The organism is Sulfuricurvum sp. PD_MW2, assembly GCF_002633015.1.
Lineage (GTDB): Bacteria > Campylobacterota > Campylobacteria > Campylobacterales > Sulfurimonadaceae > Sulfuricurvum.
In genome coordinates, this window is the sequence record NZ_NSIU01000007.1 from 38,051 (window position 1) to 53,841 (window position 15,791).

15 protein-coding genes are annotated in these 15,791 nt (G+C 44.0%); 5 read left to right on the plus strand and 10 right to left on the minus strand.

Annotation, left to right across the window (positions count from 1 at the left end; translation table 11 throughout):
* Positions 1 to 2: 2 nt before the first annotated feature.
* Positions 3 to 2,825: a helicase-related protein gene (locus CJD30_RS04990; RefSeq protein WP_294916930.1), complete on the minus strand. Its 2,823-nt coding sequence runs from the start codon at positions 2,823 to 2,825 to the stop codon at positions 3 to 5.
* An 84-nt stretch (positions 2,826 to 2,909) separates the two neighbouring features.
* Here CJD30_RS04990 and CJD30_RS04995 point away from each other — a divergent pair, with 84 nt between their 5' ends.
* Genes CJD30_RS04995 through CJD30_RS05010 form a run of 4 tightly spaced genes read left to right on the plus strand, consistent with a single transcriptional unit; the run spans position 2,910 to position 4,997 of the window.
* Positions 2,910 to 3,218, plus strand: coding sequence for a hypothetical protein (locus CJD30_RS04995; RefSeq protein ID WP_294916932.1), 309 nt, complete (start codon positions 2,910 to 2,912; stop codon positions 3,216 to 3,218).
* Entirely contained in the window at positions 3,194 to 3,535 is a 342-nt protein-coding gene (locus CJD30_RS05000; protein WP_294916934.1) for a DUF309 domain-containing protein, read from the plus strand. The genes CJD30_RS04995 and CJD30_RS05000 overlap by 25 nt, the downstream gene beginning before the upstream one ends.
* On the plus strand, positions 3,520 to 4,140 hold the full coding sequence (locus tag CJD30_RS05005; protein WP_294916936.1) for an NAD(P)H-dependent oxidoreductase: 621 nt from the start codon (positions 3,520 to 3,522) through the stop codon (positions 4,138 to 4,140). Before CJD30_RS05000 ends, CJD30_RS05005 begins: the two co-directional genes overlap by 16 nt.
* An 11-nt stretch (positions 4,141 to 4,151) precedes the next feature.
* Positions 4,152 to 4,997 carry a mechanosensitive ion channel domain-containing protein gene (locus tag CJD30_RS05010; protein ID WP_294916939.1) on the plus strand — a complete coding sequence of 282 codons (846 nt, stop codon included), beginning with the start codon at positions 4,152 to 4,154 and terminating at the stop codon, positions 4,995 to 4,997.
* Here CJD30_RS05010 and CJD30_RS05015 read toward each other — a convergent pair.
* The 6 genes from CJD30_RS05015 to CJD30_RS05040 all read right to left on the minus strand — a co-directional run bounded on the left by CJD30_RS05015 (position 4,978) and on the right by CJD30_RS05040 (position 12,492).
* Complete coding sequence (locus CJD30_RS05015; RefSeq protein WP_294916942.1) at positions 4,978 to 6,144, minus strand: MFS transporter; 1,167 nt, start codon at positions 6,142 to 6,144, stop codon at positions 4,978 to 4,980. The two genes, CJD30_RS05010 and CJD30_RS05015, sit on opposite strands and share 20 nt — an antisense overlap.
* Complete coding sequence (locus CJD30_RS05020; protein WP_294916944.1) at positions 6,095 to 6,598, minus strand: RDD family protein; 504 nt, start codon at positions 6,596 to 6,598, stop codon at positions 6,095 to 6,097. Before CJD30_RS05020 ends, CJD30_RS05015 begins: the two co-directional genes overlap by 50 nt.
* Positions 6,599 to 6,811: 213 nt before the next feature.
* Complete coding sequence (flgE, locus tag CJD30_RS05025) at positions 6,812 to 8,974, minus strand: flagellar hook protein FlgE (RefSeq protein WP_294916946.1); 2,163 nt, start codon at positions 8,972 to 8,974, stop codon at positions 6,812 to 6,814.
* A 51-nt stretch (positions 8,975 to 9,025) separates the two neighbouring features.
* The gene (locus CJD30_RS05030) at positions 9,026 to 10,363 is read right to left on the minus strand and encodes a flagellar hook-basal body complex protein (RefSeq protein ID WP_294916947.1); all 1,338 of its coding nucleotides are present in this window, start codon (positions 10,361 to 10,363) and stop codon (positions 9,026 to 9,028) included.
* 10 nt (positions 10,364 to 10,373) lie between these two features.
* Complete coding sequence (locus CJD30_RS05035; RefSeq protein ID WP_294916949.1) at positions 10,374 to 11,051, minus strand: flagellar hook capping FlgD N-terminal domain-containing protein; 678 nt, start codon at positions 11,049 to 11,051, stop codon at positions 10,374 to 10,376.
* Between the two features lie 10 nt (positions 11,052 to 11,061).
* Positions 11,062 to 12,492: a flagellar hook-length control protein FliK gene (locus CJD30_RS05040; RefSeq protein ID WP_294916951.1), complete on the minus strand. Its 1,431-nt coding sequence runs from the start codon at positions 12,490 to 12,492 to the stop codon at positions 11,062 to 11,064.
* A gap of 181 nt (positions 12,493 to 12,673) precedes the next feature.
* Between CJD30_RS05040 and typA the strand changes: the two genes are divergently transcribed.
* Complete coding sequence (gene typA, locus CJD30_RS05045; RefSeq protein ID WP_294916953.1) at positions 12,674 to 14,476, plus strand: translational GTPase TypA; 1,803 nt, start codon at positions 12,674 to 12,676, stop codon at positions 14,474 to 14,476.
* A gap of 96 nt (positions 14,477 to 14,572) precedes the next feature.
* On the opposite strand, the gene CJD30_RS05050 is transcribed toward typA, so the two are convergent.
* Genes CJD30_RS05050 through CJD30_RS05060 form a run of 3 tightly spaced genes read right to left on the minus strand, consistent with a single transcriptional unit; the run spans position 14,573 to position 15,770 of the window.
* The gene (locus tag CJD30_RS05050; RefSeq protein WP_294916955.1) at positions 14,573 to 14,872 is read right to left on the minus strand and encodes a hypothetical protein; all 300 of its coding nucleotides are present in this window, start codon (positions 14,870 to 14,872) and stop codon (positions 14,573 to 14,575) included.
* Positions 14,873 to 14,886: 14 nt separating this feature from the next.
* Positions 14,887 to 15,321, minus strand: a complete 435-nt coding sequence (locus tag CJD30_RS05055; protein ID WP_294916957.1) for a hypothetical protein — start codon at positions 15,319 to 15,321, stop codon at positions 14,887 to 14,889.
* On the minus strand, positions 15,318 to 15,770 hold the full coding sequence (locus CJD30_RS05060) for a hypothetical protein (RefSeq protein WP_294916959.1): 453 nt from the start codon (positions 15,768 to 15,770) through the stop codon (positions 15,318 to 15,320). The genes CJD30_RS05055 and CJD30_RS05060 overlap by 4 nt, the downstream gene beginning before the upstream one ends.
* Positions 15,771 to 15,791 lie beyond the last annotated feature (21 nt).

A 15,791-nucleotide genomic window follows, 5' to 3' on the forward strand; every position in this document is an offset into this window, starting at 1 on the left:
GATTATCGCCGTTTTGGAGGATGACGTTTTTCTCCTCCCAATAGACGTGATTGCTGTGCTTTGGCTCGGTTGAGGTTATTGAAACAACTTTGGCAAATCGCAAATTCGGCATTCGGCGCCAATGGTTTGCCGCATGTTTTGCATCGCGGAACGAAATGGCTTTGTTGGAGTGAGTTTTCGATAAAACGATTGAGCTCCCCACGAAACGTACGTGCTTTTTCGGCATCGACGAAAAATTCCCCCATTCGATAAGATAGCCACAGATATAAACTGATCTCTTTGATCCGATCTTCCGCATCCTGAAGTTCATCCATTGATAATGCGTAGTTTCCTAACCGCTGTGGCGGGATATAGGCAATCGGTTTTTTCTGCTCCAACGCACGTACATATCGTTCGAACGCCGCCATTACCAGCGGTGATGAGGTGGAGAGGGGTGCTGTGGCGAGGGTATATTTGGTGCGCATATCCAGATCGTATCGATCCACAATAGCCGAAGCCTCTTGCATCGATTCGAGATTCGCGGCACGGAACGGCCCTTCAAATTTCATATTTCGGACAAAAAAATCGATGATAGCTGAGAGGGATCTCTCTTCCAAGATATTCGAGACGAGCATGATATGATCGAAGTTCGCCATGACGTTAAATGGCAATGCTATCGGTTCGATATTTTTCGTAAAAAGGGACGAGACGGTTCGCAGTACATCGGGGGTGAGTGCTCCGACATACCCTTTTTCACTCAGTCCGTAGCGTCCCGCCCGTCCGGCGATTTGGCGTACTTCGGTCGCGGTGAGATTGCGCTGATTTTGACCGTCGAATTTATCGGCTTTGGAAAAGAGGAGTGTTTTGATGGGGAGGTTCAGCCCCATACTGATCGCGTCGGTAGCGACGAGAATATCGGTTTCTCCCTCACGGAAACGACGAGCCTCTTCACGGCGTACCTCAGGGCTGAGATTGCCGTAGATGACACTGGTGCGATAAGTTTTAGAAAGTTGTTGTTTGAGCCGCAGGGCATTGGAACGGGTAAATGCGATCACAGCAGTCTTCGGCTCGATGGCGTTGATCGGTGTGGCGGTTTTGAGCAGTTCCAGAGAATTTTTACGTTCAAACTCGACAATCTCCAACGGTTCACCGAGATATTCCGCTAACGCAACAATTGCTTCACGAGCATTTGGTGATCCCGTCATAATGACTGTTTTTGCAGGAGCACCGATGATGGCATTCGCCCATGCCCATCCACGATCACGATCATCGATCATCTGTACCTCATCGATGACACAGCAATCCACTTCAACTTCGAAGCTGAGCATCTCAATGGTGGAACTGATGTGGGTGGCATCTTCATCGAGGAGCTGTTCTTCTCCGGTGATGAGTGAAGCATTGACACCATTTTCTCGTAGTGTCTCATACCCCTCTAACGCCAACAAACGTAATGGCGCGAGATAGTATCCCGTCCCCGCTTTTTTGAGGTGCTCAAATGCAGTGTATGTTTTACCGCTGTTAGTCGGTCCCGTGTGAAAAATGAGTCGACGACGCAGGGATCGTGCGAGGGGGAAGAGATTTTTAAAATCGCGTACCGTTCGGGCTAATAGTGCTTGACGTTGACGCTTGAGGAGTTCTCCTGCAATCCGTTGATCAAAGGAAAACAGTACCCGACGAGAGGTCTTAGCGCTGATATGAGGTGCAGCAGCGAGATAAGGTAAAAGCAATTCATATACGATGCTATGCAAATAGACGTTATCCATCTCTAAGAGTTTGGAGCGCTCTCGACACTCATCAACGAGATGAGCCAACTCGCTCAAAAAGGCACGCTCTTCGTGTGCACTTTGTTCCTCAATCATCGATGCAATAGTGAGTTCTTCTTCGCTCCATATTTGGCGGCTCAGTTCATGAGCATCGAGATGCAGTGCTAGGGTATACTCAATCGGAGAATCTCGGTAGGGGAGTGAGAGTGATTTGTCGATTTCGATGATCAAATCATCGCTTCCGACCGAGGTGAGGGGAGTATGCAGATGGCGTGCCAAAACATCCCGCACGATCTCTGTACTGAGTATTCCGTACGTTTGGGTTGAGGGGGGAGCGCTTTTGAGTGAAGCAATGATCTGATCAGAGGTGAGATAGCGGTGAGTAGCAAGATTGAGTGAAGCTAAAGATGCATTGGTTTGTTCTTGTTTTTGATGTGTTAGTGCCGATTTTAGCTCAGTTATTTCTCTAACTAGTACGTCGATGTTCTCTTCGTGGAGCCGTTTTTCGTTTAGCGGTGGAGTTTTAAGGACATGGATCTTGGTAAAATTTTCACCACCGATGTCATAGGCAATAGGGGCATAATATTCCAGTGAATCATCGTAGTTAAATTTTCCCTCGAGAGCTTTTTCTAAAATTTCTCGTTTACGAGTATAGCGGATGTACTCAAGTTTGGCAGCGATTTTCTCAGGGGTGATTTTACGGGTGCGGATATCGATAAACGCTGCATGCAGATCACGTCGTTCTGCATCGGTAATATCAAATGCTTCTAATAGCTCATCAATTTTTTCTTCGCGCTCATGAGGTTTTTCACGCGGCTTTGGATTGGGATAGATTTTTCCCTCATGTTTGAAGAATGTCACAATCATTTCACGGTTGTCGGTCTCACCCTCCGACCACAAACGACGAAAGGTTTTTATCAATGTTGTCTTATCGGTTGTTCCGTTAAATATTCCGAGTGTGTGCGCGAGGGCGATAAGTACCTCGGTCGGGACTCTTTCAATACCCTCGTCAAATCCCTCATCGCCGAAAAAATGGCGAATGGACTGGTTGAGTTTGATCATTTTTTTCTTTTTCTTTGCCATAGTGTAAGTGTAGCCTAAAATCCTAAGGCTAAAGCCTTTATAGTTTTGATAAACTTTCGCAAAATGACAAAACAGGGGATAAAAATGGTCGATCTTAGCGTCGATGAATGGACCCAAGAAGAATTTTTACGAAACAAAAAAGAGCTCGAAGAAAACGGAATCAAAGTGTTGCTGATCGATACGATTCTGAACTCTATCGATGGTGCTGAGACAACTCTCTACGCTCCGCCGCTTCTCAAAAATGAGCCGGAGGGGAGTGTGTTTGTTTTCTATTGTGACAGCGGAAAATCAACCAAAGCACGACTGGGTGAGTTTCGTTCCAAGTTTCCAAACCATGTGTGTATCAGCTTGCGTGGAGGGAGAGGGTATTGGCGCAAGAATCTACGGGTATAACCGAAGCGTGTGAGGCGTTTGTCCGATCTATTTGCGAATCACGTTATTACGATGCGCATGAAGATTTTGAGCGGTTATGGTATCCTCGTCGGTTTGAGGAAAACCACGAGATAAAACTTTGGAAGGGTTTTATCAATGCTGCGGTCTCATTTGAACTGATCAAACGAGGACGTTATGAAGCTTCGCTTAGAGCATGGCAAACGTATCTCAAATATAAACCTTTTTTGGATCATTGTGTTGCTCCGAATAAAGAACTCTACGTTAAAATAGTACAAACAATAGAACAAGAAAGAGGTAGAGTATGTCCGAGTTCTTAGAAGCAATGGCATTTCGTCATGCGTGTAAAGCATTCGATGCCGAAAAGCAGATTCCATCAGAGCAATTTGAATCGATGTTGGACGTGGTACAAAAATCCCCTTCATCTTTTGGAATGGAGCCGTGGAGAGTGATTGTAGTACGCAATCCAAACTTGCGAAAAGCACTCAAAAGTGCGTGCTGGAACCAAAATCAGATTACGGATTGTTCCGAACTGGTGATTTTTACCACCGATAACGATACGGTACGCAGCGGTACACCGTATGTACGAAAGATGTTTGAACGTCGGGGACTCCCTTCTGAAGCGGTCGATACGTACATGGGGGTCTATAAAAACTATTTGGAACCGATCGAAGCCGATGAGGTGCTGTTGGAAAACTGGACAGCCAAACAATGTTATATCGCGATGGCGAACATGATGACCTATGCAGCTACGCTCAAAATCGACAGTTGTCCGATCGAGGGGTTTGACAAAGAAGAGGTTGAGGCAATTTTGGATCTAGAATACGGACACAGCGTTGCGGTGATTTGTGCCTTTGGATATCGCGCTAAAGCACAAAGTGAGCAAAAACGGCTTGAGTTAAAACAAATCGTCGAGTATCGTTAAAAGGGAAAATGATGTTACAAAAAATCGAACACGTTGAAACCAAAATCGAGCACTACACCGATTTGGCAATAAACTACACTACCGAGTACGGCTTAAAACTTCTTGGTGCGTTAGCCATCTTTTTTATTGGAAAATGGATTGTTCGAAAACTCCTAGTATTGATGCGTAAAGGGATGGTGAAGTCCCATGTCGATGAGACGCTGATCAGTTTTGCTTCCAATGCCATTTACGTAGCGTTGATGGTTGCCGTTTTGGTTGCTGCAGCCAGCAATTTGGGGATCAACACCACCTCATTCGTAGCGGTATTCGGTGCGGCAGGTTTGGCTATCGGGTTGGCGCTCAAAGATACATTGGCCAACGTTGGTGCGGCGGTACTGATTATCTTTTTCCGACCGTTCAAAGTGGGTGATTTTATCGAAGTATCCGGAGTAATGGGGACCGTGAAAATTATCAATCTTTTTTCGACGACACTGACTACTTCGGATAACCGTTCAATCATTATTCCTAACGGAGCGCTAATTGCCGGAAATATTATCAACTATACGGGAAATGAATCACGCCGCATTGATATGACATTTGAAATCGACTATAAAGATGATCTGAAATTGGCGAAATCGATCATTATGGATATTTTGGTTGAGCACAAGATGGTATTGAGCGATCCTGAGCCTCTCGTAGCCGTAGGTGCATTGGGACAAAATGCGGTCGAGTTGGTAGCCCGTCCATGGGTCAAAGTCGACGATTACTGGAACGCTAAATTTGAGATTACCGAAGCGGTTAAATTAGCGTTCGATGAACATCATATTACCGTGCCGTTTCCTCAGATGGTGACACACGTTAAACGTGAGGATGGTTAACGCGGTTATTGAGTACAAACGCAATCGTCGCACCCGCAGCGGCGATTGAGCCTGCAATAAAAAGTGTAGATGGGGCATATTGATAGACAAATCCTGCCCCGATAGCCCCGATAAATCCCCCTAGACCATATGAAATTCCGAAGAAAAACTGCTGTGCCAAACGACGAGCCTTGTAGAGCGAGAATAAGACACTGATGGCTGCGGTATGAAACAGGGCAAAACTAAAGGCATGAAGGCTTTGGGATGCGAACAATACGAACAATGAACTTGGAAACAAAGCAACTAAAATCCATCGCAATGAGGTGACTGCAGCAGTTATCCACAATAGAGCATGTAAATTATTTTTGAGTAATTTGCCTTGATAATAGAACATGATAATTTCGGCAATGACACCAAAGCTCCATAGCCATACCGTAGTGTCCAAGGAAACCCCGTGATCGGTTGCATAAATCGTGAAAAAGTTATAAAACGGTCCAAAGCTCACTTGCATCATAAAAAAACCGATCCAGAGCGGAATATGGTTACGAATGGAAAACCCACATTCATCTTCTAAAGCGTTACAGTCATGATGTCTCGAATGATGCTCTTTTTGTCCGATCCAAGCTCCAAAAAAGAGCGTCATGGATGCCATAGCAATCAAAAAGACAATTCCGATATGGGGAGTGCTGAGGTATTTGACCAATATCAGAGCAATAGCAATGAATCCGAATGAACCGAAAAGACGGATTTTTCCATAGCGCTCTTTTCCGATATGTTCAAGGGCGATCACTTCGATAAAAGGGAGAATGAGAGCAATTCCGATCCCAAAGAGAATATTGACAAGCAATAAAGGCCAAAAAAAATCGAGTGCCGGATAAAATCCGATGGCTCCCAGAGTCATAAGTGCTAACGCACTAAAAAACGTTTTTTGATCGAGCTGAAACCCTTTGAGGAATAAAAACGGTATGGCAAAGCGCACAAGCGGTGCAGATGCTAGGATCAGTCCGATATCGGAGGGTACATAACCTACCATAGAGAGGATTTTTGGGACAAAAATCACGTGTACCCCGATAAGGGCAAAATAGAAAAAATAAAACGATGCGATTAAAACAGCCACGTTAGGGGACGCGTATAACGGCTGTGCCGCTAATGAGATCGTGCAGCGCACGTTTGTCTTTTCTAAAGAGGCCGATAAAAAAACCGATCAGAGTAATAAACGAGAGAAAATATCCGATAAATCGGAGAATCAGTTTCCAATAGGGGGCATTCTGAAGCGTTGTGATATCGACGACGCGGATGCGGGCAAGTTTTTTTCCCGGAGTTTGACCGCTCCTGTGCCAAAACCATACATATGTGATTAGAAAAAGGGTAACTTGCACGAGCGAGGCAATCGGATTTGGGGGATTTGTTTGTGCTTTCGGATCATGAACTAAAACATCGAGCCCGCTTGCACTGTGCATTTGATCGTAGCCAAACAAGCTCATGGCAATGAGTGATATAGGAATTCCGATCATAAAAATATCGGTTGCAAATCCTGCTGCACGTGACCAAAATGGGGCAAATAGGGTAAGTGGTTTGGAAAGTTTGGGTTGTTTTTTGGTTTTAAGGGTTCGCCATCTCATGAGTGGAAGTATAACGTTATTACTGTTGGTTTACCAAGTTGATTCATAATGTCGTTATCCCAAACGACAGCAGCAGGTCATGGGTAACCTTTTCTCATTCATCACTCCTTAAGTTTCAAAGTTCCGGCGTTCATCCTTCTCGCCGGATCCTTTTTCTCAAATAATGACTGTATAAATTTTATGAACTTTTTTGCCTCACAGAGGCAAAAAATATTAACGTTTGATACCCAACAGTGTTTCAAGGAGGGTATCAGAAGTAGTAATGGTTTTACCGTTTGCCTGATAACCGCGTTGAATGATAATGAGCTGTGTCAGCGCTTTTGAGAGGTCGACGTTAGAAGCTTCCAATGCAGAGGATTGCATAAAACCCCGCCCTGCGGTTGCAGCAGTACCGATGATCGGATCCCCCGAGTTCGCCGATTGCAAATAGACGTTACCGCCATCGGTGACCAATCCTTCGTTATTTGAAAATTTCGCCATACCGATTTGTGCCAAACCGAATGAACGGCCGTTCGAGAATGATCCGATCAATGTACCGCTTTGATCGATTCGGATACCGACGAGGTCTCCCCCCGGATAACCGTCTTGACTGATACCGCTGGTTCCGGATGGATTATCAAAACTGGTCATTCCATCAAATGCATTGATCGTACCGAAGTTCAAATTGATCGTTTGATTCGGTGCAGAACCATTGTTCGCCGTATAGGTGAGACTCGGGATTGTTGCCAACGCGAGGGCTCCGGTATTGGTAAAGCTGATGCGACCGGAATCCAAGTTTGTCAATTCATTTTTATTGATGGATCCCCCGATGTCACCCGGTGCAGGAACGCTGATTTCATAGGTCCATTCTGTTCCTCCGCTTGAAGAGAGGGATGTTTTACGAAAGTCAAGACGAAGTGTATGTTTTGTTCCCAGTGAATCGTACACGTCGATACTCGCTGAGTGGGTAGCGGCATTAAATGCTTGGCTCAGACGTGTCGTTGCTGAACCGGTTGTCAATGTTCCAGATAAAGTTTGGAGGTTTTGAGTGAATCGGGTATTTTCAGTGACACCCGCTGAGGTGAGACCGGTTACGGCAATACGTAGATCGTATTCATCCGTTCCCGCACTTCCTGGATTTTTAATCTGAAATTGACCTTTGTCATTGATCTCTACGGTAATAGCACTGTCAAAGACATTGTTGTTAGCAACGGTATGATCATCCCCTATAAGACGGGCGTCATGCTGCATTTGAGCACGCAAATCTTCGGTGGTTGTAAATTGGCGTTGAGCGGTTGTCGCATTTGTTTCACCAATCGGTACCGCTCCTGCGTTCACAAAGGTATATTGAAATGCTGTGATATCGCCACCATTGGTTAGACCGGTAGCAGCAACGTCTGAGGTTACGACGAAGTCGATATTTTTGCTTGCCGCAGTTGTCCCTCGGGTATTGTCATTCGTAAAAATTAAATTTGCGGGATTGGTTGGATCGGGTGCTGCACTGACGCCTGTCGTTGCTGTTTCCGCATTGATTTTTGCTGCAATCATACTGGTAGCTTGGGAGGCTGTTTCCGTCCCTGCAAACGTCATAGACATCGCTACACCGTTGATCGTGAAAGATAAAGCACCGGCTCCGGGTGCTGCAACTGATCGAGTAATGGTTGATGGCTTATAGCTCGTCCACATCCCCTGTCCCGATTGGAGGTTCAAAGCACTTCCGCTTGCGTCGAACAAAACATTGAAAAACTCAGCCCGATCGTCATCGGATGTATTGGCGAGACCATCCACACCCGTCGTATTGAGGCTATTGGTATCAAGTGTATAAATAGGTTTGAATTGTGTTACTTTATCACCCGAACTAAGATTCGCTTTAATGGTTACTTCTGAGGTCTGTTGTGCCGGAGTAGTGAGTCCCGGTGGAATTTGGATATTAGAGATCGGAGCGGTTGAATCAACGAGTCCCGTTTTCTCATCGCGCACCCATCCTTGAACGATAAATCCGTTGTTATCAACAAAGTTACCGGCTGCGTCAAATTTAAAGTCGCCTGAACGACTGTATTTATAGGTATTTCCACCATCGGCACTGACGATAAAAAATCCGTCCCCTTGGATCGCGACGTCGGTATTTTTGTCGGTATTTTGGATCGAACCTTGTGAATGGATACGGGTAATAGAGCTGACCGTTGTACCCAGTCCGATTTGAACGGCATTTTTACCACCGATTTGACCTTGCGGAGCAGTCGCGATTTGATTGGTTTGTGCGAGCAAATCTGAAAAGTTGGCACGTGAGTACTTATATCCGATAGTATTTACGTTAGCAATATTGTTAGATTCAACGTCCATTGCGATCTGATGCGATTGCAATCCGGTAACACCTGCGAAAAGTGATCGTAACATGATATGTCCTTTTTATGACAAAGTAAAATTTACAAGCAAAAATTATTCCAATTAACGGTGCATCTGCAACGCTTTTTGAATTAATTCATCTCCGGTAGTGATCGTTTTAGCATTAGCCTGATACGCACGTTGCATAATAATCATATCGGTAAGACCTACGTCTAGGCGAACATTGGAGTTCTCAAGTTGTCCGCTGTTGATAATAGCTCCGGTAATGACATTTCCCGAAGCATCAGTCCAAAAGAGTGGTTTTCCGCTACCGCTGCTCTCTTGAAATTCTGTGTTCCCGATGCGGTTGAGTCCTTGATCATTTTGGAAATGATAAATGGCAATTCGTCCGATGGCACTTTGGCGGCCGTTGGAAAAATCGGCAACAATAACGCCGTTTGGATTGATACCGTATTTGGTGAGGGTTCCACCCGAAACGCCATCTGAGCGGGATGATCCGCTTGCTTGAAGTCCATCAATGGAGATAACCCCATTGAAACTGCTTCCCAAATCGACGGCTACAGGCATACCGTCATTGTCCATGGACGTGATACTGCAGCTGCTGAGCCCTCCGCTTCCATCGAAAATTGCTTGGCCTGTCTGTGTATCGTATACTTTGCTTCCATCATTGGAGGTAACGGTAGCGGTAACATCCCATGCAACACCCGTAGTCGGTTGAACGGCGCTTTGAGTAAACGTCAATTTTAAACGGTTTCGTTCATTGTTGCCGCTGATAACATCGGCACTGATTGTATGCACCTGATTATCCGGTGGCAAATTACCGAAAAACTGCGCTTTAGTTGTCGGTTCGACCGGATAAGCCAGACGCGTTGGAAATTCTAGTTTTCCTTGCGAATCAACATCTTTTAACTCTGCTTCGTTGGTCGCATCGGTTACGACGTATGCACCGGTTACACCGTTAACCGTTTTATCACCGTAATCAAATTTCTCGTTATAGGAGTAGTTGGTAAGCATCGTACCGGTAACGTATTTTCCATCGGTAGTGGTAAGGCGTGCGACCGAAGAATTTACATCTCCTGCCGTTTTTTGATATTCATCAAAAACAAAATTCCCCGCACGAGTATACGAAGTCTCTTTTCCTGAGACGATTCCAAACCATCCGTTTCCGCTGATGGCCAGGTCGTTAAAACGCTCAGATGCCAATAATGAGCCGTTTTGCATTTGAACCGTGGTACTTTGAAGGCGTGATCCGATCCCTATATCATTGGCTGTGGGAGTTTTCCCTGCACTTGTGAGTACTTCGGAAAAAAGATTGGCAAATTCGGCGGTTGAACCTTTGAATCCTACGGTGTTGACGTTGGCAATGTTATCAGATACGACATCCAGCCCTAGCTGGTAGGTCATAACCCCCGATATCCCTGTAAAATAAGCCTGATTCATTTTAGAGCCTTCAATTTGCCGATACTTCTTTGATCGTGCTGAAATCTACATAACCTGATCCAAGTTTTGCATAGGTTTTTCCGCTGTCAAATTTGATCGATTCGATCGGATAGGTTCCGACGCGGGAAGAGCCACTGGTTCCATCTGCTTTCGTATACGATGCTTCAACGTAGTAAACTCCTTCATCGAGGGCTTTTCCGCTTGCATTTAAACCATCCCATGAATATTGAGCAACACCGGCATTGGTAGCTCCAATTGTCATGCTGCGGAGGACATTTCCTTTATTATCGAGAATATTCACGCTTCCTCTGGTCAAATTGTCTGGAAAGTAGAGTTCAAAATCAGCGGTTTTTCCAGCTTCTTTCAAGATCGCATTACTTCCGGTATCGGCAATTTTTCCGATAGCCGAAATCCCTTGATATTGCATAGAAGAGCTGAGAGACGCAGCTAATGTTTCAAGCGCTGTATTGGTGTTTTCGGCAGATTCGAGTGTTGCCAATTGCGATGTTTGAGATAAAATTTTCTCACTGTCCATCGGTTGAGTCGGGTCTTGGTATTTTAGTTCCAACATCAATAGTTTTAGAAAGTCATCTTTGCTCAGACTTGTTTTATCGGCAACGGTTGTTGTTGTCGTATTGGTAGTTGTTGAAGTAGTTTTGGCGGTATTACCGTATGCATCAATAGCCATAATAATCTCCTTATGCGTAGTGTGGGATAATGATTTCTAGAGCACTTAATTGCTCTTCGTTGAGTTGAAGTTCTTCGAACGACTCATAGGCACGGAAGCGGTTATGCTGCCCTTGCTGCTGCTGTTGACCTTGTTGCTGGTTATTTTGACCATCGCCTCCCGACATAAAGTTCATGGTTGCATTGGTGATCCCTTGGGATGCAAGTTGTGCTTTGAGCTCCGTAGCATTGTGAGCTAAAAAGGCAACGCTGTTGGTATTGTTGGATTGAATATTGACATGAACGTTATTGCCGCGTTGAACAAGCGTCACTTCAACCTCTCCCAATTTCTCTGGATTGAGTTTCATTGTGAGGCGGGTAAATGGAGGCTTGTACTCTTGAACTGCCTCTTTTAAATCACTTGCAAAATAGCGCATGCTTTGAGCCGCTTCTTTCGATTTTACTTCCAAAGATTCGGCTTTGGGAATATGAGCGGTTCGTTGTGCTTCGCCATCGATTTTTGAGAGACTGGCTGTTTCGCTTTTGGTCTCTTTTGTCTCATTCGAGCCTTGTAAAAGGGAAATCAACAGATCGCTTTTCGGTGTTGTGGCCGCTGTTGTTAGCGGAGTAAGGTTGCTCTCTGTTTTCTCCGTTACTGTCGAGCTATTTTCAGGAGTATGTTTAAGCGGTTGCTCAATGGTTTGTAAGAGCGCTTTTAGTGGCTCTTTTTCATTTTTTTCCGCTTTTTCAGATCCAGCCTCACTTACGGAAGATGTGGAACCTTTTTGCTCTTTGTTTTTAAACTCACTTAAAAGCTGAGTAATCGTTTCCATCGTTGCCGTATCTTCGGTATTTTTTGTTGGCAGTACTGCGATCGCTTTTGCATCGAAAAGAGGTTTGGAGAGAATTTCGGGTGCTAGAGCAACTTTTTCTTCCGGTTCCGTGATAAGTGTTGAAAGGGTGATTTTTTGAGGTTCAAGTCCTAGCTTATCGGCGAGTTGAACCAATCCTCCTAACGTTTTCGGAAGAGGTTTGGCGTCATTTTGATACTCCGGATTCTTGGCGGTGATCTCATTTTTAAGATAATCTTTCGCCTTTTGGATCAGCGTTTTGATCTGATTTTCGGAGAGAGTGCCAAATGCTTCTTTGGAGATAAGAAGCGTCTCTTTCTCTTCAGTCGCGCCTAAAAGAGATTGCAGTTCTTTGAGTTGAGATACTTTGGTGTCACTGTTTTTTGTCTCTACGGTTTTTGTAGAGGTATTTTTTGGATCGATAATCGCTTTGAAATCATTGCTTTTGTGTGTTTTAGTATCATCGGTTTTTGTTTGCATTCCGAATGAGTTCAGCAGTTTGGCAAAGAGATCGTTCGATTTTGAATTCGAAGAAGCGGCTTTTTTTGTAGAGCCACCCAACAGATCGATTAGGGATTGTTGAGTTTTTGTCTCTTTTGTTTGTACGATCATTGATGATCCTTAGGTGAGCGGACAGAATACGCTCTTTGGTTTAATGTAAGAGCATAAAGCAAAAAATATTCCACTATAGTGATTTTAATAGAATGAAAGCATATTGTTTTGCCTTAACATTTCCTTAACATAATATAAGATATAATCCGCGAAAATCTTTGCCCTAATTTAAAGGACAGCAATGCAAAAAATTCGTAATATTGCCGTTATCGCGCACGTTGACCACGGTAAAACAACTCTAGTTGACGGATTGCTCAAACAATCTGGAACATTCGGTACACACGAACAAGTAAATGAACGAGCCATGGACTCTAACGCCCTTGAAAAAGAGCGCGGGATTACCATTCTTTCTAAAAATACTGCAATCCGCTACGGTGAGCACAAAATCAACATCATCGACACTCCGGGCCACGCCGATTTCGGTGGAGAGGTTGAGCGTGTTTTGAAAATGGTTGACGGTGCGTTGTTGCTCGTCGATGCGTATGAAGGGGTTATGCCTCAGACAAAATTCGTTGTTAAAAAAATGCTCGGGCTTGGAATCAAACCGATCGTTGTTATCAACAAAATCGATAAACCATCCGCAGATCCTGAGCGTGTAGTCGATGAAGTATTCGATCTTTTCGTAGCGATGGACGCGACCGAAGATCAACTCGATTTCCCGATTATTTACGCCGCAGCGCGTGACGGTATCGCGAAAATGGATATGTCTGAGCCGGACGGTGACTTCACATGTATGTTCAACACTATTTTGGAAAAAGTACCTGAACCGACCGGTGATGCTGAAAACCCGACTCAATTGCAAGTTTTCACACTTGACTACGACAACTATGTTGGTAAAATCGGTATCGCTCGTATCTTCAACGGTAAAATTGCAAAAGGGGACAACATCCTTCTTGCAAAAGCGGACGGAGAGATGGTCAAAGGGCGTATCTCTAAATTGATCGGATTCTTGGGTCTTAACCGTATGGAAATCCAAGAAGCGGAAGCAGGTGATATCGTTGCGGTAGCAGGTATTGAGACGGTAGACGTAGGAGACACTATTTGTGATCCTAACAACCCGATGCCGCTTGATCCGATGCACATCGAAGAGCCGACATTGACAGTTGTTTTCTCGGTTAACGATTCTCCGCTTGCAGGTCAAGAGGGTAAACACGTTACGGCAAACAAAATCCGTGAGCGTTTGGATGCTGAGATGAACACCAACGTAGCAATGCGCTATGAGACGGTTGGAGAGGGTAAATTTATCGTTTCCGGTCGTGGTGAGCTTCAAATCACCATCCTTGCAGAAAACATGCGCCGTGAGGGGTATGAGTTCGGTATCGGACGTCCTGAAGTTATCGTTAAAGAGATCGAAGGGGTCAAATGTGAACCGTTCGAGCACCTTGTTGTTGACCTTCCGGCAGATTTCGCTGGAACCATCATCGAGCGTCTGGGTCGCCGTAAAGCGGAAATGAAAGCAATGGTACCAATGGGTGAGGGCTTTACTCGCGTAGAGTTCGAAATCCCTGCGCGCGGTTTGATCGGTTTCCGTGGACAATTCTTGACCGATACCAAAGGTGAGGGGGTTATGAACCACTCATTCTTGGAATTCCGCCCTTACACAGGGAACGTTGAGAGCCGCCAGTACGGAGCATTGATCTCTATGGAAGATGGTGTTGCCCTTGCATACTCATTGTTCAACCTTCAAGATCGCGGTGTCCTTTTCGTAGCACCGCAAACGAAAGTGTACAAAGGGATGATTATCGGTGAGCACAGCCGTTCAAACGACCTTGACGTTAACCCGATCAAAGGGAAAGCGCAATCAAACGTCCGTTCTTCTGGAGCAGACGAAGCGATTAAACTTGTCCCACCACGTGATATGAACCTTGAGCGTGCGTTAGAGTGGATCGAAGACGATGAACTTCTCGAAGTTACTCCGTTGAATATCCGTATGCGTAAAAAATGGTTGGATCCGACCGACCGTAAACGTTACGCGAAAAAGTAATCTTTTTCCGTTCGTGGTAAGCCTGTCGAGCCATGAACGTCCGTACCCTGAGCAAATGCGAAGGGTGAACGGAATATAGCTTTTTACTTCTCTTCTTTATTGTCCTTTTTCGCACATAAATTGACTTGCTTGCTCACACCCACCTAAGCATTTTACAACACCCAAGTTGGATACGGCTGATCCCCCACCTTGAATTGTCGAACAATAAATAATTCCAAGGCTATTTTGCTTACATTCGCCTTTTCCACACACTACTGTACCAAATTGGTTTACTTCAGCACCACCAGAAGGATACTTTGAGCAATAGATAGTACCAAATGAATTTTCTTTGCATGTTGCATTTGCTTGATTTGAAAACAACAAGAGGTTTAAAATAAAAACTAAAATTTTAACCATAATCTTTATTTTCCTTATTTATTAAATTTTTTACTAAAATTTTCTATGCGAACACTTCTGTTATTTTTCACCCAAAACACTTCTATTTCAATTGATTGTAAAGTCTTTTGAATGTCTTTAATTATTGCAAGATGTTTTGTTGTTTCAGGTAAAGCAATCCCAGCATAAGCATTGTTTTGGTCTTTCATTTTTATAGCTCGATACAGTGCTCTTGAAACATGTGATAACTTTTGAGAATCACTGAATTCTTTTCCAAAAGATTTAGTGTATATTTTGGATGATGTTTGACCTTTTGCTTCAATATAGAAATATTCACCTCGATTATTCACGGCAATAATGTCATCCCCACGTTCCTGCTCATTTAGTTGTTGTTTAATCATGTAATTGTGATTTTGTAAAAAATCACATACAGATTCTATTACATCAGATTCCGTCAGCATATAACTCATTCAAAACCTTTGATAAATTTTTCAAAATCTTTCACTAAAACTGCTTCGACATTTCCTAGTAAATCTTTGCTATCATACTTGAAAGGTTTTTGATAAATTTCTCCACCAATAACCCTTATAGCATTTATGATCGCTAAGTAAAGGGCTATTTGTTCATTCATCGCATAAAACCCTACATTTTTTGTTACTTCATCGCGCACAGAGATATATCCATTTTCTCTAATTTCTACATATACGGGATGAACATCCCAATTCATTTGATTACGAAGTCTCTCATATTTACTTGCTAGAATAGTATTTAATCCATCGGAGATAGTTTGACAAAATTCATCTTTATTCTCTAAAAAAACAGGATCAGATTCGAAAAGCTCAACAAGCTCATTCCAACTGCTTCTTCCTGATGGCAAATTATTTCCAGAGAACGGATATTGATAAACCCAATCTTGCATATTCTACCCCCTTTTCATTAT